The 20,844-nt window shown below is 37.7% G+C and carries 17 protein-coding genes; 9 read left to right on the top strand and 8 right to left on the bottom strand.

Annotation, left to right across the window (positions count from 1 at the left end):
* Window positions 1–12: 12 nt before the first annotated feature.
* The gene (locus HZB59_07950; protein ID MBI5021351.1) at window positions 13–804 is read right to left on the bottom strand and encodes an SDR family NAD(P)-dependent oxidoreductase; all 792 of its coding nucleotides are present in this window, start codon (window positions 802–804) and stop codon (window positions 13–15) included.
* A gap of 21 nt (window positions 805–825) precedes the next feature.
* Window positions 826–1,662: an ABC transporter substrate-binding protein gene (locus HZB59_07945; GenBank protein MBI5021350.1), complete on the bottom strand. Its 837-nt coding sequence runs from the start codon at window positions 1,660–1,662 to the stop codon at window positions 826–828.
* Window positions 1,663–1,974: 312 nt separating this feature from the next.
* Here HZB59_07945 and HZB59_07940 point away from each other — a divergent pair, with 312 nt between their 5' ends.
* On the top strand, window positions 1,975–3,339 hold the full coding sequence (locus HZB59_07940) for a hypothetical protein (protein ID MBI5021349.1): 1,365 nt from the start codon (window positions 1,975–1,977) through the stop codon (window positions 3,337–3,339).
* Window positions 3,340–3,603: 264 nt separating this feature from the next.
* Here the strand turns inward: HZB59_07940 and gyrA are convergent, their stop codons facing one another.
* The 6 genes from gyrA to dnaA all read right to left on the bottom strand — a co-directional run bounded on the left by gyrA (window position 3,604) and on the right by dnaA (window position 12,563).
* Window positions 3,604–6,123 (bottom strand): DNA gyrase subunit A, encoded by a 2,520-nt coding sequence (gene gyrA / locus HZB59_07935; protein MBI5021348.1) that lies wholly within the window; start codon window positions 6,121–6,123, stop codon window positions 3,604–3,606.
* 37 nt (window positions 6,124–6,160) lie between these two features.
* Window positions 6,161–8,236 (bottom strand): DNA topoisomerase (ATP-hydrolyzing) subunit B, encoded by a 2,076-nt coding sequence (gene gyrB, locus HZB59_07930; GenBank protein ID MBI5021347.1) that lies wholly within the window; start codon window positions 8,234–8,236, stop codon window positions 6,161–6,163.
* Window positions 8,237–8,245: 9 nt separating this feature from the next.
* A complete protein-coding gene (locus HZB59_07925; protein MBI5021346.1) occupies window positions 8,246–8,524 on the bottom strand; it encodes a DUF721 domain-containing protein in 279 nt (92 codons plus the stop codon).
* Between the two features lie 6 nt (window positions 8,525–8,530).
* On the bottom strand, window positions 8,531–9,676 hold the full coding sequence (gene recF, locus HZB59_07920; GenBank protein ID MBI5021345.1) for a DNA replication/repair protein RecF: 1,146 nt from the start codon (window positions 9,674–9,676) through the stop codon (window positions 8,531–8,533).
* Between the two features lie 13 nt (window positions 9,677–9,689).
* Window positions 9,690–10,805 (bottom strand): DNA polymerase III subunit beta, encoded by a 1,116-nt coding sequence (gene dnaN, locus HZB59_07915; GenBank protein MBI5021344.1) that lies wholly within the window; start codon window positions 10,803–10,805, stop codon window positions 9,690–9,692.
* Between the two features lie 342 nt (window positions 10,806–11,147).
* Entirely contained in the window at window positions 11,148–12,563 is a 1,416-nt protein-coding gene (gene dnaA, locus HZB59_07910; GenBank protein MBI5021343.1) for a chromosomal replication initiator protein DnaA, read from the bottom strand.
* 385 nt (window positions 12,564–12,948) lie between these two features.
* On the opposite strand from dnaA, the gene rpmH reads away from it, so the two are divergent.
* From rpmH to murQ, 8 genes are all read left to right on the top strand, one after another.
* Window positions 12,949–13,095: a 50S ribosomal protein L34 gene (rpmH, locus tag HZB59_07905; GenBank protein MBI5021342.1), complete on the top strand. Its 147-nt coding sequence runs from the start codon at window positions 12,949–12,951 to the stop codon at window positions 13,093–13,095.
* A 14-nt stretch (window positions 13,096–13,109) separates the two neighbouring features.
* Entirely contained in the window at window positions 13,110–13,505 is a 396-nt protein-coding gene (rnpA, locus tag HZB59_07900) for a ribonuclease P protein component (GenBank protein ID MBI5021341.1), read from the top strand.
* 4 nt (window positions 13,506–13,509) lie between these two features.
* Complete coding sequence (yidD, locus tag HZB59_07895; protein ID MBI5021340.1) at window positions 13,510–13,713, top strand: membrane protein insertion efficiency factor YidD; 204 nt, start codon at window positions 13,510–13,512, stop codon at window positions 13,711–13,713.
* Between the two features lie 123 nt (window positions 13,714–13,836).
* Window positions 13,837–15,639 carry a membrane protein insertase YidC gene (gene yidC / locus HZB59_07890; GenBank protein MBI5021339.1) on the top strand — a complete coding sequence of 601 codons (1,803 nt, stop codon included), beginning with the start codon at window positions 13,837–13,839 and terminating at the stop codon, window positions 15,637–15,639.
* A gap of 132 nt (window positions 15,640–15,771) precedes the next feature.
* Window positions 15,772–17,151: a tRNA uridine-5-carboxymethylaminomethyl(34) synthesis GTPase MnmE gene (mnmE, locus tag HZB59_07885; GenBank protein ID MBI5021338.1), complete on the top strand. Its 1,380-nt coding sequence runs from the start codon at window positions 15,772–15,774 to the stop codon at window positions 17,149–17,151.
* 30 nt (window positions 17,152–17,181) lie between these two features.
* Entirely contained in the window at window positions 17,182–19,095 is a 1,914-nt protein-coding gene (gene mnmG, locus HZB59_07880; protein ID MBI5021337.1) for a tRNA uridine-5-carboxymethylaminomethyl(34) synthesis enzyme MnmG, read from the top strand.
* A 117-nt stretch (window positions 19,096–19,212) separates the two neighbouring features.
* Window positions 19,213–19,893 (top strand): 16S rRNA (guanine(527)-N(7))-methyltransferase RsmG, encoded by a 681-nt coding sequence (gene rsmG / locus HZB59_07875; GenBank protein ID MBI5021336.1) that lies wholly within the window; start codon window positions 19,213–19,215, stop codon window positions 19,891–19,893.
* Window positions 19,894–19,901: 8 nt separating this feature from the next.
* The gene (murQ, locus tag HZB59_07870) at window positions 19,902–20,843 is read left to right on the top strand and encodes an N-acetylmuramic acid 6-phosphate etherase (protein ID MBI5021335.1); all 942 of its coding nucleotides are present in this window, start codon (window positions 19,902–19,904) and stop codon (window positions 20,841–20,843) included.
* Window position 20,844 lies beyond the last annotated feature (1 nt).

Genomic DNA, 20,844 nt, shown 5'->3' with positions numbered 1-20,844 from the left:
ATCCGATGGAATTTAAAAAAGACCCGGTGTTTTTCCGGCATCAATGTTTAGCGATACTCCGTTTATGAACCCGAACGAATCCGACCCGAACAATACGGCAACCCGTGCAATTTCTTCAGCCGTGGCAAGCCGGTTTTGCGGCAATTGAGATTCAATAATCTTTCTAACCTCTTCGGGTGTTTTTTGCCAAAGCAAACCCAACGATTTGAATGTCTCATGCGTAAGCGGCGTATCGGTTGTGCCGGGGTTCAAAGCGTTAACGGTTATATTGTCGGGTTCGAGTTCTTTCGCAAGAGATTTAGTAAAATTCATCAAGCCGGCATTTGTAACCCCCGGAACCATAAAATGGGGAGTCGGTTCTTTTCCGGCAGTTCCGATGATGTTGATAATTTTTCCACCTCCGTTTTTTCTCATGTGAGGTATAACTTCACGCGCCATTTTTATATAACCAAGAAGTTTTAGTTGAATATGTTGTTCCCAATCGTCGTCAGTCGTTTGAACTATTCCACCGACATGCGCACCGCCCGCGTTATTGATAAGTACATCGATCCGATTGAACTTTTTGATAATGGCAGTTACAAAACGGCGGATATCGTTAAGACGGGTTAAATTTGTTTTTACCGCAATCACATCGGTCTTCAAATGCATCTGGATATAATCTGCGGTCAGCTTCAATTCATGTTCATCGCGGGCGCACAGAGCCAGCCGGCATCCTTCTTCGGCAAAGGCAAGCGCTGTTGCTTTACCTATTCCTTTGCTCGCGCCGGTTACAACGATAACTTTTCCTTGAAGACCTAAATTCATGTTTTCTATTTATAAATTATTTTAAATAAGAATGATTTCGGGAACGCGCGGTAATAATTTTTTCTCATATCCTTTTTGGAACAATAACTCGAGTGCTTTTTTTCCGTTTTCACCCATGTCAATAGTTAACTGACTGACATACATCTTTACAAATTTTTCACCCAAATTGTAATCTATCCCTCTTCCCCATCGCATGGCATAAGGTATCGATTCTGCTTGATGATCATAACCGTAAGCTATGCTTTCTTTTAAACCAAGAGATAATTTACGGGCGAGTGGTTCGCCCAAATCTTTTTTCACAACATCAAGACCTAAAGGAAGCGGAAGTCCTCCGGTTTCTTTTTCCCAAAATTCTCCGAAATCTAAAATTTTATTATACCCTAAAGATTGGTAGGTAATTTGACCTTCGTGAATCAACAGTCCGGCATCGACAGTTCCGTTATCCACCGCATCCATGATTTTATCGAAAGGCATATCGATATTCTTTATTCCATTCGTGAAGATTTTGAAGAGAAGTGTTGCGGTTGTAAGCGGACCCGGAGTAGCGACGGTTTTACCCGATAATTCACCAAGTGATTTATATTTTTTAGAAATAATAACAGGGCCATATCCTTCGCCCATACTTGCTCCTGTGCGCATAATCCAATAATTATCGGCCACGTAAGGAAATGCGTGCGCCGAGATTGCCGTAACTTCGAGTTCAGCTTTCAACGCACGTTCGTTCAACGATTGGATATCTTCGAGCATGTGCTCGATTATGATTCCGTCCAATTTTACTTTACACGAAGCGAGTCCGTAAAACATAAAAGCATCGTCCGGATCGGGGCTGTGCCCTACGCGTATAACTTTATTTTGCATGTTTTTCAATATTCTTAAATTGCTGTTATGAAAAGATAGTAAAATAATTTTGGAGTTGAAACTTTTGGGTAATATTGGATCTGATTGATCGTAAAATCAATTATATCTTCACGACAATAGGCAACTTAGGAACCTTACGAAGATTGATTTAATTATGCGATAGTAATCTTCGGAAGGTTTCTTTTTGACATTATAAGAAAATATCTTTAACTTATGCGAGATTTAAAAGCGGCTTGGGTGGGTGCCCGCCTTCCTGAGACGTAATAATGATATGACATGTTTTCTAACTCATTTATCAATGAAAAATAGGTTATGAAAATTAAAACGTTTATTACGATGACAATTTTATTTTTGCTGTTTTCTTTCTCCTGCAAAGAAACACCACCCGAGCCGGGAAACGGTACCGTTTCCAATGGTATGTTAACTGTTGAAGATGTAGGAGTGACTGACGCTGTTTTGCGATTACGTTTGCCTGGAGGATTAATGAACCGCACCGTTACATTGAAACGCCAAAACATTAAACAGCAAAACGATACAGCAACAGTATACCACTCACCACTTTCACCCGCCGCAGGCGGGCAAGCAACTCACCGCTCACTAATCGACACTTTAATTATAGACGAGAGACTTCTACCAAAACAGAGTTATAGATACACGCTCACCGTAGAAAATTTCTTCCAAATAAAAGAACGCAGTTATGCTGATGTAACGACAATGGATACGACAAGCCATAACTTTACGTGGCAGGTTGATACGCTGGGTGATGGTAATGGTAGTATTATAAACGATGTAGCAATAATAAATGATACTTGCGTATATGCGGTGGGAGAAATTTATAAAAAAGATTCTCTTGGTAATTGGAATAATATCCCCTATAACTTTTTAAAATGGGGTGGAAAGAACTGGGAGATGAAAAGCATTACTTCTGTACCTGTGAGGTCAATATTTGTATTTTCGGACACTAATATTTGGGCTGGAACTTCTGGTCCATATCATTGGAACGGTGTAGTTTGGAGAACGTTTAAATTGGATGGAGCCTTCAATGGATACGTCAATAAATTCTGGGGAACAAGTTCATCCAATATGTACATGTGCGGTACTAATGGATCTTTGGCACATTATGACGGAAGCCAGTGGCAAAAGATAGAGAGCGGAACAGATGTAAATTTAACAGATGTATGGGGAAGCCCGGATGGAAAAGTAGTATGGGCATGCGGCTGGGAAGATTTTAAACCGACGGTATTATTACGGATAGAGAATAATATCGTAAGAAAAGTGTGGGAGAAAATAAATCCATTCACACTCAATACAGACTCACTGTCAGGTTTATTAACCAGCGTGTGGTTGCAAAACGATAAAAAGTTATTTGTTTTATCTGATTATGGAATATTCAAATGTCAATCTTCTACTAAAGGTGAAGCGAAGCAAATGCCATTTCCACAAACCTGGCGTGGATTCCCTTGGCGGGTACGAGGTAATAATTTGAACGATTTATTTATTGTTGGTGAATATTTTATGATTGCCCATCATAATGGAATAACGTATAAACACTACGAAGAACTCAGCGGATATGGAAGATTGATATCTCTAGACCAAAAAAATAGATTGGTGGTGGCTACCGGTTACTCATTCGAACCGATTCATAGTAAAGGGGTTGTTTATATAGGAAAAAGATAAAATAATAAGAAGCAAACTATGTTGCAAAATAAGATCCATGTTGATTCATTGCGTCTATCACATTTCCAAAGCAGACTTCGGGAACGAGCAGTTGCAAATATCCGACATTTTATTTAGCAGGTCTGATGAAAATGTCAGACATTTTTTTAGCCATAATATTTGACCCCCTCTATGATCTCCCCCTCAATTGATGGGGAGATTGATGTCTACTTATAAAACCCCTGGAATCTCACTTTGAATTACTTAAGAAGGTACCGGAGGTTTTTATTTCTTTTTGCTTTTTTCTTTTTTTGTTTGCTTTTCAGATTTTGTCTTTGTTTCTTCCGGTTTTTCTTCCGAAACGTCTTCTACCTTTTCCTCCTCCGCAGGCACAACGGCGGTGTCGGCTATTTTATCTCCTTCGTCGAGCCGTATTAGCCGAACGCCCTGTGTGTTTCTACCGGCAACACGAATTGTTTCTGCGGGCTGGCGAATTACAACACCCTGCGATGTTACAACAACTATGTCGTCGTTCTCTAATACTTCTTTGATCGCAACCATGCGACCTGTTTTTTCTGTCACGCGGATTGTAATAACACCTTTACCGCCGCGGTGGCTCACCCGGTACTCGTCGAGCTCGCTCCGTTTTCCGTATCCGTTTTCTGCAACAACAAGTATCGATGTACTTTGCCGTTTTACAACAACACTGCCAATCACTTTATCGTTTTTGTTCAACTTGATACCACGAACACCCATCGAGATTCTTCCAACGGCACGCGCTTCCTGTTCGTTGAACCTTATCGCCATACCGTTATAAGTTCCGATTACAATATCTTGCTTGCCGTCGGTCAGTTTCACATCAATAACGCTATCCCCTTTTTGAAGCGTTATCGCGGCGATGCCGTTTCGTCGAACGTTGCTGAATTCAAACAGCGAAGTTTTCTTTACCAAACCCTTTTCTGTTATCATCGCTATGAAATGATCTTCGTCGAATCCTTTTACCGGCACATACGATGCGACGTTTTCATCGTTTTGCTTTTCAATCAGGTTGACGATCGATTTCCCGCGTGCCATTCTTCCGGCTTCGGGAATTTCGTGCACTTTGAGCCAGTAGCATCTTCCTCGGTCCGTAAAGAACATGATATAGTCGTGCGTTGAAGCAATAAACATATGTTCAATGAAATCATCTTCCTTCGTTGTCGCGCCGGTAACCCCTTTCCCTCCGCGTGCCTGACGCCTGTAACCCGAAACCGGAAGTCGTTTTATGAAGCCGGCATGACTAATTGTGATTACCACATCTTCTTCGGCAATCATATCTTCGATGCTGAATTCTTCGGCTTTATAAATTACTTCTGTCCGTCTTTCGTCTCCGAATTTTTTCTTTATTTCAAGCAACTCTTCTTTGATGATTTGCAGTTGCAGTTTCTTGCTCGATAAAATTGATCTTAATTTTTCGATCAATTTTATTGTTTCTTTGTATTCGTCTTCAACTTTTTTCCGCTCTAAACCGGTTAATCTTTGCAGGCGCATATCAAGAATCGCTTTTGCCTGAATCTCGGAAAGCTTGAAACGTTTCATTAATCCTTCCTGCGCGGAAGGTATATCTTTTGATTTCTTTATCAGTTTGATTATTTCATCGATATTATCGAGAGCGATTATATATCCTTCAAGAATATGAGCGCGGCGCTCGGCTTCGTCGAGTTCGAACTTAGCGCGACGTACAATAACATCGTTTCTATGCTTAATAAAATGATCGATGGTTTGTCTCAGCGTAAGTATCTGTGGTTTGCCCTCTACCAGCGCGAGCATGATCACGCCGAATGTCGTTTGCATTTGTGTATGCTTGTACAAATTGTTGAGCACAACAGGCGCGTTCGCGTCTCGCTTTAATTCGATTACAATACGAAGTCCGTCGCGATCAGATTCGTCTCTGATATCGGCAATATCTTCTATCTTTTTATCGCGAACCAGATCTGCTATTTTCTCGATAAGCGATGCTTTGTTTACCTGATAAGGAATTTCAGTAACTACAATTGCTTGTCTGTCTGCACGTCCTGTTTCTATGGTCGCCTTAGCCCTTACAAGTATTTTTCCTCTTCCTGTGCGGTATGCTTCCTTAACACCGTCGTAACCGTATATGATACCGCCGGTTGGGAAGTCGGGCGCTTTAATTATCTTCAATAATTTTTCTTCCGGAAGTGTTGGTGTGTCGATAATTGAAACACATCCATCTATGATTTCTGTAAGATTATGCGGAGGAATATTTGTAGTCATCCCAACTGCTATACCCGATGTTCCGTTTACCAAGAGATTGGGGATTTGCGCCGGAAGAACTGTCGGTTCTTTTAAGGTGTCGTCGAAGTTTGGACTCAAATCAACCGTATTTTTTTCCAGATCACGCAGCATTTCTTCTGCCGCACGCGCGAGCCGCACTTCTGTGTAACGCATCGCCGCGGGTGAATCGCCGTCTACCGAACCAAAATTTCCCTGACCATCCACAAGCGGGTATCGGAGTGAAAAATCTTGTGCCATGCGAACCATCGTATCGTACACGGCGCTGTCGCCATGAGGATGGTATTTTCCTAAAACTTCTCCAACTACGCGGGCGCTTTTTTTATAGGCACGGTTGCTGGCAAGTCCAAGTTCGTGCATGCCGAAAAGCACCCGGCGATGTACCGGCTTCAAGCCATCGCGAACATCGGGGAGTGCGCGAGAAACGATTACGCTCATGGCGTAATCGATATACGAACCTTTCATTTCTTCTTCAATATCAACCGGAATTATTTTTTCGTTTATGCCAGCCATTTAAGCTCCATTATATTTCATGTTACTGATAAATTTTTTATACATCCAGATTCCGTACGTATTTCGCGTTCTTTTCTATGAACGCCCTGCGCGGTTCAACCTCATCCCCCATTAAAATGGAAAATGTTCTGTCTGCGTCAGCTGCATTTTCAATGCTAACCTGCAATACGGTTCGTGTTTCCGGATTCATGGTTGTTCCCCAGAGTTGTTCGGGATTCATTTCTCCCAATCCTTTAAAGCGAGATATCGTTACACCATCGGCGGTAATTGTTACACCTTCATTATCTGTTGTTACTTCATTCGTACTTTCTTTCACAGTACGTTTCTCGGTTTTTAATCGCTTGATAACTTCTATCCGTTCTTCCTCATCATAAGCGTAAAATTCTTGTTTACCTTTTTTCAGTTTGAACAGCGGTGGTTGCGCGATGTAAATATGACCGAGTTCTATTATTTCTTTCATATATCTGAAAAACAGAGTCAACAATAATGTGCGAATGTGTGAACCGTCAATGTCTGCATCGCACATGATGATAATTTTTCCGTAACGTATTTTTGCCGGATCGAAATCTTCTCCAACGCCCGTTCCGATAGCTGTGAATATATTTCTGATTTCTTCGTTCTCCAAAATTTTATGGAGACGTGCTTTTTCAACGTTTAAAATTTTTCCTTTTATTGGAAGAATTGCCTGGAAACGACGGTCTCTCCCCTGTTTTGCGCTACCACCCGCCGAGTCGCCCTCTACGATGTAAAGTTCACAATGCTCGGGATCGTTGATCGAACAATCGGCTAATTTTCCGGGAAGACTCGAACTTTCAAGGGCGCTTTTGCGGCGCGCAAGTTCTCGAGCTTTTCGAGCCGCTTCCCGCGCTTCTGCCGCGCGCAAACATTTATCTATAATTCTTTTCGCGTCGCCCGGATTTTCATCCAGCCAGATGGCGACTTGATCTCCAACAATACCTTCGACGATTCCTTTTATTTCGCTGTTGCCGAGTTTTGTTTTAGTCTGTCCTTCGAATTGCGGCTCCTGAACTTTAACACTCAAAACAGCGGTGAGCCCTTCTTTGAAATCATCTCCAGTAAGTTGTACGCTGTTCTCTTTTACAAGATTATTTTTTGATGCGTAAGAGTTAAGAGATCGCGTGAGAGCGCTTCTAAATCCGACAAGATGTGTGCCCCCTTCAAGCGTGTTAATGTTGTTCACGTATGTGAAAACATTCTCGTTGAACTGATCATTATATTGAAATGCAACTTCGGCTTCTACAAGCCGATTATTTTCGTCTTTGGCTTCTCCCTTTGCGTATACGGGTTTTCTCATAATTGACGGTCTTGTTGCATCGATATATTTCACAAACTCAATCAGACCGCCCTTGAAGTGAAATTTTTCCTCTTGTTCTTGTCCGTCACGCAAATCAACTATGCGAAGCTCAACATCGGGATTAAGGAAAGCAAGCTCACGCAATCTTTCGGCAAGAGTTTCAAATTTATAAATCCTGTTTTTAAAAATCTGATTATCTGGTAAAAATGTAACTTTTGTTCCGGTTTTTTTCGGATCCGATTTCCCGACTGTTTTAACATCTGCCTGCGGTTTCCCCCTTACATATTTCTGATACCATAATTTTCCATCGCGCGAGACTTCGACCTCTAAATATTCCGAAAGCGCGTTAACAACCGAAACGCCAACACCATGTAACCCGCCCGAAACTTTGTATGTGTTTTTATCGAACTTACCGCCTGCATGCAGAACAGTCATTACAACCTCCAACGCAGATCGTTTTTCTTCAGGATGAATTCCCGTAGGTATTCCGCGACCATCATCGGTTATTGTTACTGATCCGTTTTTATTTATGCTAACCGAGATGTAATGCGCAAAACCCGCCAATGCTTCGTCTATCGAGTTATCAACTACCTCGTAAACAAGATGATGTAATCCTCGCGCGGAAACATCTCCGATATACATCGCGGGTCGTTGCCTTACCGGATCGAGACCTTTTAGAACGGTTATATCGTTCGCAGTGTATTCTCCGCTTGATTTCTGTTTTTTCTTCTTAGAATCGTCCGGTCCGTCGAGCGGAATTGCCAATTGTTTCTCTTTTTTATCGTTGCCTTTTGCCATAATCTCTCGTTAATGAAAAATAATATCTTTAACAATTTTTTGATTCATCGCTTTGTTTATTTTATCTATGATATCTTTTTTCAGATAAACCAATTCATTTCGCCATGTAGCGTGTGTAACATGTACAAATAATTTTCCCTCACGTATATGCTCTGCTTTAGCAACTTTCGAAATTTGTTCTCCAACTATTGAAGACCATGCTTCCAAAATTTCGTATTGCCTAAGACGTTCTCCGATACCGAGTTGTTTTAATACCGATTCAATCGCTGTTCCAATGTGCCGAGCCATTTTCAACTACGCGACATATTTTTGTTCTTCCATTACCGCTCCGTTATTTATTGTAAACATCTTCCTGTTTTCGGCATCCGTTGCATTTTTTTCAAATAAATCTTTATTCGTCGATGTAATAAACGTTTGACTAATGGTTCCTACAAAATCCAATAGTTTGGCGGCCCTCATGTTATCAAGCTCACTGAAAATATCATCCAATAAGAGAATCGGGGTTTCATTACATTGTTCCCGTAAATAAAAAAACTCGGCAATTTTCAATGCAACTAAAAATGTTTTGTGTTGTCCCTGCGAAGCATACCGGCGCAAATCAAGTCCGTTAATATTAAAAAGAAGTTCGTCTCTATGTGGCCCGACCACGGTTGTTCCGATTTGAATTTCTCTCTCTTTCTTTCTTGAGAGTTCTAAAGAAAAAACATTTTTCACTTCTTCCTGATTAACAGATTTGTCAATCGGCAATGATGGTTCGTATGCAATGAAAGGCAACTCACCGTTGTTTACAAGCTGCTGATATGAGGAACTCAGATAGCGTTCAAATTCATCGACAAATTTTTGCCTGCGCATCACAATATATGCACCGGCATTTATCAGTTGCTCATTCCAGGGTTCTAAAATTTCAGTGGGGTCTGTTCTCTGAGATCTTGCGTCGGCTAAAACTTTATTCCTATTCCTCAAAATTTTTCTGTATTCCATCAGGTGTTGAAAATAGATATTGCTCGATTGCGATATCACCAGATCAATAAACCTTCTTCTCTCAACTGGACCCTGGCTGGTAATTGGTGCGTGCTCTGGTGAACAAATAACAACCGGGAATTTTCCAATAACGGAAGAAAGCGGTTCAACATGATTTTTGTTGATGGTAAATATTTTTTCTTTCTGCTCATCCGAATAAGCAACTCTAATTCGCTGGTCACCAGTGCGTTCGGTATTGAAAACACCTTCAACTTCGAAAATGCCGTTTCCAATTTTTACCACATGACTATCGCCGTGCGAATAAAAACTTTTTGTAAGGCAAAGGTATGAAATAGCTTCGAGGATATTTGTTTTTCCCTGGCCGTTTTCACCGACAAGTATATTAGCCCGTTGCCCGAAATCAAAAATTGATTCGGTATGGTTCCGGAAGTTATGGACTCGTATGTTTTTTAAATACATTCAGATATTGACTTCATGCATTCAGCCGAACTGGCATGACAAGCATGAGAAGATTTTCTCCATCTTTTTGCGTAAACGGTTGAATAATGCTAGCCCTGGTTGGTGAACTCATTTTAAATATCGCTTCGTCAGTGTCAATGTGTGATAAAATATCGATTAAATAACCTGAATTAAATCCAATTTCCATTGAGTCGGAGCCATAATCACATGTTAATGATTCGATAGCCTCACTTCCAACATCAATATCTTCAGCCGATATTGAAACGTTATTACGTTTTAAAGAAAGACGAATTTGATGCGTTGTGGAACTTGCGTAGAGAGAAATTCTCCTGATTGATGACAAAAGTTGATTTTTATCTACAACAAGAAGCTTGTCGTTTTCAAGTGGAATAACGCTTTCGTAGCTCGGATATTTTTCTTCGATTAATCTTGATACCAACACTGTATCTCCGAATGAAAACATTATATGATTTTCGTTTAATGAAATTGTACTCTTCTGACTATTCGCTGATTTCGATGCAAGGTTTAAGGCTTTCACCGGTACAATTATTTCTCTTTCAAAATCTGCGTTCGAAAAATTCGAGTTTATTAAACGAACTAATCTGTGCCCGTCCGTTGCAGCCACTCTGATTTCACTTTTTCTAATCTGCAATAAAATACCGGTCATTGCGGGTCTTAGTTCGTCTGAACTTACGGCAAAAACTGTCTTCGTAATTATTCGTCTGAAAGAATCACTTTCAACTTCAATTTCTTCTTTTCCACGAAATGCAGGTATGCTTGGAAAATTTTCACTTGATTCGCCGGTTAGTTTATATTCACCGCTCGGAGTTTTCATTATAATTTTATTTGTGTCTGTATTTACTTGAAAATTTATTTCAATATTCGGAAGTGCACGCACTGTCTCAAAAAGACGTTTCGCTGGAATTGCAATTTCACCATCCTCTTTAGCATCAACATTTAATGTAACCGTCATAGATATATCAAGATCTGTAGCGGTTATACTCAGTCGGTTTTTTGAAAGTTGAAATAAAAAATTTTCAAGGATTGGGAGAGTTGATTTAGATGGAATAACACCACCAATATTACCGAGAACACGTTGAAGATCTGTGCTTGAGCAAGAAAATTTCATAATAAATTCCTTAAAGGATTATGAAGTGAATCGAAAATAACATGTTTAAATGTACAAAAATTATAGCGAATATCAAAGATTAATTTCTCCATAACTCTATTTTATTATAATAAGTTATAAGGAAAAATAAAAAGATATATAATAATAATACTGTGGATATGTTTATAACCAGAAAAATATGAAAAATAAATTGATTAGAATTAAAGATGATTGTTGGTAATTTGTGTTCTGATTGATGAAAAGATAATTCTTATAAATAAAATTAGAAAAGTAAAAAAACATTTATAGTTATTAACATAGAAAAAAGATAATTCAATAAAAAAGAATATCTTATTAACATACTTATCTACGAATCCCATGTTCAATTGTATTTCGTAAATGCTGAACTACCGATTTTTGTTTATTGTCCAAATGAGTACTGTCTTCAACAGTTTGATATGCATGAATAACAGTGCTGTGATCTCTTCCGCCAAAATGCAAACCTATAGTTTTTAAAGAGGAATTTGTTAATTCTTTCGCTAAATACATTGCTATCTGTCGCGCATTAACAACTTCTTGTTTCCGTGTTTTAGCGCGAAGCAAATCATCGGGAATGCCGAAATGATTTGCAACCACACGTTGAATTTCTTCTATCGTGATGTGAGATCGAACTTCTCCAACCAAAGTACGGACAACATTGTACGCTAAATCGAGGTTTATAGCACAATTTTCTAAAGACGCACGGGCAAGCAAACTTATAAGACAACCTTCAAGCTCACGGATATTTGAAGTAATATTGTTTGCAATAAATTCCACAACATCTTGCGATAACTCTACACCAGTATCGGAACTTTTCTTTTGCAAAATGGCAATACGCGTTTCTAAATCAGGCGATTGAATATCAGCGGTTAAACCCCATTGAAACCTGGAAGTAAGCCGATCATTAAGACCCTGAAGATCTTTTGGAGGTCTGTCCGATGATAATACAATCTGTTTTCCAAGTTGATGAAGAGCGTTAAATGTGTGAAAAAAAATGTCCTGAGTTTTTTCTTTTCCTGCAAAGAATTGAATATCATCGACGATAAGCAAATCAATATTCCGATAATAATTTGAAAATGATGATATATTATCTTTTTGAATAGCTTCAACAAAATCAACGGTAAATTTTTCGCTAGAAACGTATAAAACCTTTGAGCTTTTCCCAGAAAGCAAAACATGATTTCCAATTGCTTGCACAAGATGTGTTTTTCCGAGCCCGACACCACCATAAATTACTAACGGGTTAAAAGATGTGCCGCCCGGATTATTCGCAACGGCTAACGCAGCCGCACGTGCAAATTGATTACTCTCACCTTTAATATATTTGTCGAAAGTATATCGCGTATTTAAGGATGGATTGACAAATTGTTTGACAGATGATTGCGCTGATGTTGATGGACTTTTACTAAGATTATGTAATAAATTGTTTACATGAGTTGTATCATTGATAACCTCGGCTTGAGGTCTATTCAGATCCGGATCTTCTGGTACAATCGCATAGATAACAAATAATTCCCGGTTGGAAATCTGTGTCAAAACCTCATTTATCAGAGAATAATAATGCTCTTCTAACCAATCAACGAAAAACTGGCTTGGTACCTGAAGAGTAATTTTATTTGTGTCTAAATCAACCGGTACTATCGGTTCAAACCAAGACTTATAAGTTTGGGTGTTCACCCTACTTTTAATAAGTGAGAGCGCCTGAACCCATATGTTTATAGCTGGATTCGCATTTTGCATTAATTGCCTCGTTAATGAATAAAATCGTTTTATAATTTGATTGTCATGGATGTCTTATCAACATGATATTAACATAAATATTGACAAAAGTTCAAAAAAGATTCAATAAATATTCAAATATGAGATAAATTATCGAGCTTTTCAATAACAATGAAATTTATCAACATTTTATTAACAATTAATTTGTTTTTAATCCCCTTAAGAAAATACATATAATAGATTAGCGAGTCAAGTCTATATTTTTAATCGTAATATAAGTTTGTAATAATCACACAATTTTGATATATTTAATAGAAAATTTTATAACTTTATCTTTGAAATTTAGAGGATTGTTACAACAATCCTCTTTTTTTCATTGGCAAATCGTTTATTTAATGAGGATAACATGAAAAGAACATTTCAACCAAGCAACAGGAAACGAAAAAATAAACATGGTTTCCGCGAAAGAATGAAATCCAAGAATGGTCAAAAAGTATTGAAGCGCAGGAGATCGGTTGGCAGAAAAAAACTTACCGTTAGCGATGAAGCTTAATTAAAGTGATATTTGTGGGATACAAACTTCCACGAGATAAAATCATTCGGGGTAAAAAGAATTTTGATTTAATTTTCAGGAACGGTAAAAAGATAAATGGAAATATTATTCGATCTTTTGTTCTCTTACTGAATGAAAATAATCAAAAAATAAATTCATCATTTGGCATTAAAGTTTCTCGAAATATAAAAAGAGCCATAGATCGAAACAGAATCAAGCGCATCGTTCGTGAAACATTAAGATTAAACAGAGCACTTATAGATAATGTGTCGAAAGAGCAAAACCAGATAGCGGCTATTTTGTTTTTTTATCCGGGCGAATCACAGGTTTCGTCAAAACCTTCATATTGTCATCTGCGGGATGATGTTATATTTATACTAAATAAAATAGGTCAATCTCATTTCCAATAATTAAATGGTACTATTTTTTATAAGCATTTACAGGGTGTTGGTATCTCCCATTATTCCACCCAACACATGCCGGTTTTATCCAACTTGTTCTTCATATGCACATGACGCTGTAACAAAGTATGGTTCATTAAAAGGAATGTGGATGGCGATAAAGAGAATTTTTCGCTGTCACCCTTTCCATCCAGGCGGGTACGATCCGGTACCATGATCAAAAATGTAAATAAGCGCAAGGTGAAATTGATTAAAACAAATTGGATTTATCCCAAGTCAAAATATTAAATTCTCCCCACAAAGGGGTCTGAATAAAATTTAAGTGTAACGGAGTTTCAACATGGATAAAAATACAGTCATAGGTTTTGTCTTAATAGGCATTGTGTTGATGGTGTGGTTGTGGATGACGGCACCGCCGCCGCAGACACAAGTTCAAGATAAAGATACTACCGGAAATTTAAACCATCAAAAGACAAAAGAACCCTTAGAGCCAAATACAACAAGCAAGCCCGGAACCGTTCAAACTTCAATTTCTGTTGAAGACACTCTTGGAAAATATTTTTCACACCTTATAAAAAAAGAAAAAAAGAAAATCATTGTTGAAACAGATTGTTACAAATTAGAGCTTTCCTCTGTTGGCGGAACGGTTACTTCGTGGACATTAAAAGATTATTTAACGTGGGACCGGCATCCCATAGATTTACTGACTCAGAACAATACGGGTGATTTTCACTTGCTATTTTCAACGAGTGACGGTAAAATAATCAGCACAAAATATCTTCAGTTTGAACCAAAAAACAACACAAATAATTTTAAAATAACAGACGAAGACTCTCTTAAACTTGAAATGCAGCTTAATGTAACGCCGAGCAGCAAGATCATTAAAACATTAATATTTTACGGGAACCGATATTCGGTAGATATTTCATACAAATTCCAGGGAATGGAATCGATAATCGCCAATTATGCATATCAGGTTGTATGGGAAACAGGCATTAGAAATGCCGAGCATAATAGTGTTGATGAATCGAATTTTGCACAGGCCTATGCTCTTGCTGGGGGTGAACTTTCTGAGATAGACGCAACCAATTTTAACGAGACAGTTAAAGACAGTAATATTTCCGGAAGAGTCAACTGGATAGCAATGCGTAACAAATATTTTGCAGTGGCAGTAATTCCAAGAATGAAAGAAAGTAAACGTGCATATCTAGAGGGAACAAGAACACATCTTCCAGACGAAGGAGCAGCAGAAAAATATTTCATGGCAATGGAAATGCCTTTTGGTGGAAATGCATTCGAGGAGGATCGATACACAATATTTGCCGGTCCGCTAAACTTCGAGGTAGTTAAAAAATACAATATAGAATTAGATCGAATTATGAGTTTGGGAGCAGTATGGTTGATACGGCCAATTTCGGAATATGCAATAATTCCTCTGTTTAAGTTTTTAAAAATGTTTATACCGAACTTCGGAATAATTCTTATAATATTTTCATTGATTGTCAAAGTTGTGCTCCACCCTCTTACAAAAACCAGCATGAAATCGATGCAGAAAATGCAATCGTTACAACCGATGATGGAAGAAATCCGTGAAAAATATAAAGACGATCCGCAAAAAATGAATCAGCAAGTGATGAGATTATATAAAGAGTATGGTGTTAATCCTGCTGGTGGATGTTTGCCAATGCTATTACAGTTGCCAATTTTATATGCTCTATGGGCGGTGTTTAGCTCTGCTATTGAATTGCGGCAAGCATCTTTTGTTTTGTGGATTTCTGATTTGTCGATACCCGATATGATTATGAGACTACCATTTAGAATTCCAATTTTTAATATAAATGAAATAAGCGGACTCGCTCTTCTAATGGGAATTACAATGTTCGTGCAGCAAAAAATGTCTGTAAAAGATCCTAGACAAAAAATGATGGTATGGATGATGCCGATCTTATTGACGTTAATGTTCAACAGCTTCCCAGCCGGATTAAATTTGTATTATTTTGTTTTTAATTTATTATCAATCGGACAGCAGGCGTGGGTTAATAAAAAACATAAAAATGAACCACTGAGAAAAGTCGAGCCCAAAAAATCTACAGGTTGGATAAGTCGATTAGCGAAAGATTTGCCAATGAAGCAAAAAAAATAATAGACTCAAATAATAATAATTAAACCCCGCTCATAACAAGCGGGGTTTTTTATTTTATGGAATTAATGGCATGAGGCATTTGTTTAGTTATTGTTTTTAAGGTTGAAGTTTTCTAAATTAAAAAAGAAAAGTATGTACCTTAGAAATGATACCATAGCAGCAATAGCAACCCCAATTGGCGAAGGAGGAATTTCGGTTATTCGAATTAGCGGTAAAGATGCAATTAGTATTGCCGATAAATGCTTTCGTGGAAAACAAAACCTTTGCGATGCAACATCTCATACAGCCCATTTTGGAATTTTTGAATCACAACGTTCGGAGCCAATTGATCAAGTAATAACAACAATTTTTCTACAGCCTAATTCGTATACTGGTGAAAATGTTGTGGAAATCAGTTGTCACGGAGGAATGTACATTTCTCAAAAGATTTTAGAAGAATTAATTCAGTCCGGCGTTCGTGCCGCCGAGCCCGGTGAATTCACTTTCCGCGCATTCGCGAATGGAAAAATTGACCTCGCACAGGCAGAAGCAGTTGCAGATATTATTCATTCTCAATCTGAATTATCGCGAAATATCTCCTTAAGTCAATTACAAGGAAAGTTATCTTCAAAAATTTCCTATCTAAGAGAACAATTAATTCATTTTTGTGGGCTACTAGAACTTGAGCTCGATTTTTCTGATGAAGATATTGAGTTTGTCTCTCGCGATGAATTGACTCTAAAACTTCAAATAATTATAACCACGCTGGTCGAACTAATAGGATCATATGAAACTGGAAGAATTTACAAAGAAGGCGCAAAGATTGTATTGGTGGGATCGCCAAATGTTGGTAAATCAAGTATTTTCAATACTTTATTAGGGGAAAATAGAGCAATTGTTACAAATATTCCAGGAACCACGAGAGATAAAATAGAAGAAAGTATTGTAATTGATGGTATACTTTTTAAAATTGTTGATACTGCCGGGTTGCGTGATTCCGACGATTTTATTGAGTTAGAAAGCTTTAAAAAAACAAAAGAGGAAATCCAAACCGCCGATATTATTATTTCTGTGACTGATGATTTAAAAAGAATAGATGAACAGGAAAAAGATATTATTGACTACCTAATAAGTAAGAAAAAAATTATCAAGGTGAGAAATAAGATTGATCTTGTAAATAATAGACTTGAAGATTGCCCTGAAAATAAAGATAAATCATACATCAACATTTCTGCTTTAACAGGTGAAAATATCCAATTATTAAAAAGAGCTATTATTGAAAAATTGTTTTCGGGAAAGAAAATTGACGTAAATGACACAGTAATAATAACAAATAGACGCCAACACAGGTGTCTGAGTGATGCCTGCCTGATTATAAAATCTGTTTCAGATCAATTAAACCAAAAAATCAGTAATGAATATTTAACCGCAGAATTACGAAGAGGAATAAACATATTATCTGAAATTACTGGAGAAATAACATCAGATGAGATCATCAGTAATATATTCTCAAATTTTTGCATAGGTAAATGACGAAGGTTTCACGTGGAACGTAAAAACCGAATTAATAAAGATAGAAAATTTGATGTAATTGTGGTTGGAGGTGGCCACGCTGGAATAGAGGCCGCATCAGCGTCTTCTAGAATGGGATGTAAAACTTTATTATTAACCACAGACATTAATTCTATTGGAAGAATGTCCTGTAATCCAGCGATCGGTGGTATTTCAAAAGGGCAATTAGTTCGAGAGGTTGATGCGTTGGGTGGCGAAATTGGAAAATTAGCAGATGATACCGGAATTCATTTTCGCATGCTAAATAAATCGAAAGGTCCCGCAGTATGGTCTCCACGATCGCAAAATGATAGATTGTGGTATTCTGAATGTGCGATTAATAGATTAAAATCGCTCAATAACCTAACTATAATTTCTGATACCGTAATCGATGTGATAATCAGAGAAAATACTCAATTTAGAAAACAATTTGTATCAAAAATCATTACATTAACTAATTCAGAATTTTATTGTCAGGCTTTAATACTATCAACTGGTACCTTTCTGAGGGGAATTCTATACACAGGAAAAGAAACAAGCAGCGGAGGACGATTTAATGAGCAACCAGTGTTAGGATTGACAGAATCACTTGAAAAAACAGGTTTTATTAGCGGAAGATTTAAAACGGGAACCCCACCCAGAATTAGGTTCTCAAGCATAGACCTGGATGAGACAATAATTCAACACTCGGAGGAGAATCCCCAACCATTTTCTTTTTCGATTGATAAAATTGTCAATAAACAAATTCCAATGTATGTATCATATACAAATTCAAAAACGCATGAGGAACTTGAGAAGGGATTCGATTCATCTCCACTTTTTACAGGTAGGATCAAAGGCGTCGGACCGAGGTATTGTCCATCAATCGAAGATAAAATTGTAAGGTTTAAAGAAAAAGAAAGGCATCAGATATTTTTTGAACAAGAAGGTTATAATAGTGAAATAGTTTATGTAAATGGATTTTCTACAAGCCTGTCAAAAGAAATTCAACTTAAAGGTTTACGAACAATCCCTGGACTTAATAACGTTGAAATGATAAGACCTGGATATGCTGTTGAATACGATTATTTTCTCCCACATCAACTGTCGTTAACATTAGAAACTAAATTAATTGGAGGACTATATTTCGCGGGGCAAATAAATGGAACCTCCGGCTACGAAGAAGCCGCCGCTCAAGGGATCATTGCGGGTATTAATGCCGCTCTTCAAATTCAAGGGAAGGATCCATTCATATTAAAAAGGTCAGAAGCATATATTGGCGTTCTGATCGATGATCTTATAAATAAAGGCGCTGAAGAACCGTATCGCATGTTTACATCTCGAGCAGAATATAGATTGGTTCTACGACAAGACAATGCAGACGCACGACTGATGAAATATGGTGCTAAATTTGGATTAATTGATCACCTGCAATTTGAAAAATATTTAAAAAAGGAAAATGCTATTATTAATTTGATAGAAATGATTCGAGAAACCAATATTACACCGAAGGAAATTAATCCATTATTAGAATCAAAAGAAACTTCACAAATTTTCCAACCTACAAGGTTGTATCAAATTTTGCAACGACCGGAAATTAAAATAATCGACATCATTAAATTAGACTCTCTGAATAAATCCGAAACAATATTAAATCTATCAAAATCTCATTCAGAAAAAATATTGAATGATGTTTTTAATCAAGTAGAAATTGAAGTTAAATACGAAGGGTACCATAAAAGGCAATTGAATGAGATTGAAAAGTTTGAACAACAAGAATCACTGAAAATTCCTTCTGACTTTAATTACAATAAAATAAAATCTCTTTCAATAGAAGGATGTGAAAAACTAAGCAAGGTGCGGCCCAGATCAATTGGTCAAGCAGCAAGGATCAGCGGAGTGACAGCGGCAGATATCGCAGTTCTGCTGGTGCACTTAAAAAGATAACCAATTCGTTTCATGTGAAACCCGGTCACGCTATGTCATTAAATAACAACAACTTCCACGATGATAAATAAATCAGATTATTTAAACTCATTATTAAACTCTATTGATTTAATCAAAATGAAAATTGAAGGTTGTTCCGATAATCAGGTGATACAACTTCAAGAGTATGTTGAATTATTAATAGAGTGGAATCAAAAGATTAATTTAATTTCAAGGAAAGATGAAGTGAATGTGTGGCCTCGGCATATTCTACATTCGCTTTCATTATTATTTTTCTTTAAACTTAAATCAAATTCTCACGCTATTGATATTGGCACGGGAGGTGGTCTGCCCGGCATACCGCTGGCGATTGTGGAGCCGTCTATAAAATTTGTTTTGGTGGATTCGATACGAAAAAAATGTATGGCGGTAACCGATATGGTTGATAGATTGAAATTAAAAAATGTCATAGTGGTAACAGAGAGAGTTGAAGAATTATCCAAGAAAAATATATATCAACGCTCATTTGATTATATTTTAGCGCGGGCAGTAGCCCCAACCGAGAATCTGATTGAATGGTCTTTGCCTCTTTTAAAATTTAATGATTGTAATAACGTCGATAAAGAGTCTGATTCAGCGGAGAAGAAAATGATTGAGACGAGATCTTTTGTGCTTTGGAAGGGGGGTAATCTTGAAAAAGAATTACAAGTTGCACAAAATAAATTTCACACTAAAAAGATTTCAATTCATCCGATCTCTTTCGGTGACTTAAACAATGAACAGGATGCAGATAAAAAGTTAATCATAATAAATATTTGAATATAACGATGAGCAACTCAAAAAAATTATATAAACAATTAAATACACTCTCAACTGAGAAGCGCAACAAGAAATCGATGAAAATAGATATATCTTCAGTAAAAGATATTTTGTCAACGATCAACAATGAAGACAAAAAAGTTGCCATCGCTGTTGGCAAAGAACTATTCCACATTGAAGAGGCGGTAAAATTGGTTGTCGAATCTTTTAAAAATAACGGAAGATTGATATACGTTGGCGCCGGGACAAGCGGACGACTTGGAATTCTTGACGCAACCGAATGTCTGCCGACTTTCGGTGCCGATCCCCGAGCAGTCCAAGGTATTATTGCCGGCGGCAAATCTGCGGTGTTTAGATCGCAAGAGGGTGCAGAGGATGATATTAAAGCGGCAATCAGAGATTTAAAAAAGGTTCACCCAACAAGCAACGATGTAATTTGTGGTATAGCTGCCAGCATGCGAACTCCATACGTGGTGGCAGCAATGGCTGAAGCAAAAAAATTGCATACGAAAACTATTCTTATCACAACTAATCCACGCCGCTTGCTAAGTAGGCCGGAAATGCGGAATCTAAAAAATAATTTAGATATTTCAATTTGTGTAGATGTTGGTCCAGAAGTTCTTGCCGGTTCGACCAGAATGAAATCAGGCACAGCGCAAAAAATGGTGCTGAATATGATTACAACCACAGCGATGATTAGATTAGGTAAGGTCTATGAGAACATGATGGTTGACTTAAAAATGAACAGCAAAAAACTCGAGGAACGAGCCAAGCGTGTAATTATGACGGTTACAAAAGTGGATTATGAAACAGCCGCAAGATATTTAGCAAAAGCGAGCGGACACGTGAAAACAGCAATCGTTATGATAAAACGAAGCGTTACAGCCAAACAAGCCCAGAATCTTTTGAAAAAAGCAAACGGTTTTGTTAGAATAGCTACTGAGGAATAAT

This window comes from Ignavibacteriales bacterium (assembly GCA_016214905.1).
GTDB lineage: Bacteria > Bacteroidota > Ignavibacteria > UBA10030 > SZUA-254 > PNNN01.
This window is presented reverse-complemented; position numbering and strand designations above follow the sequence as displayed.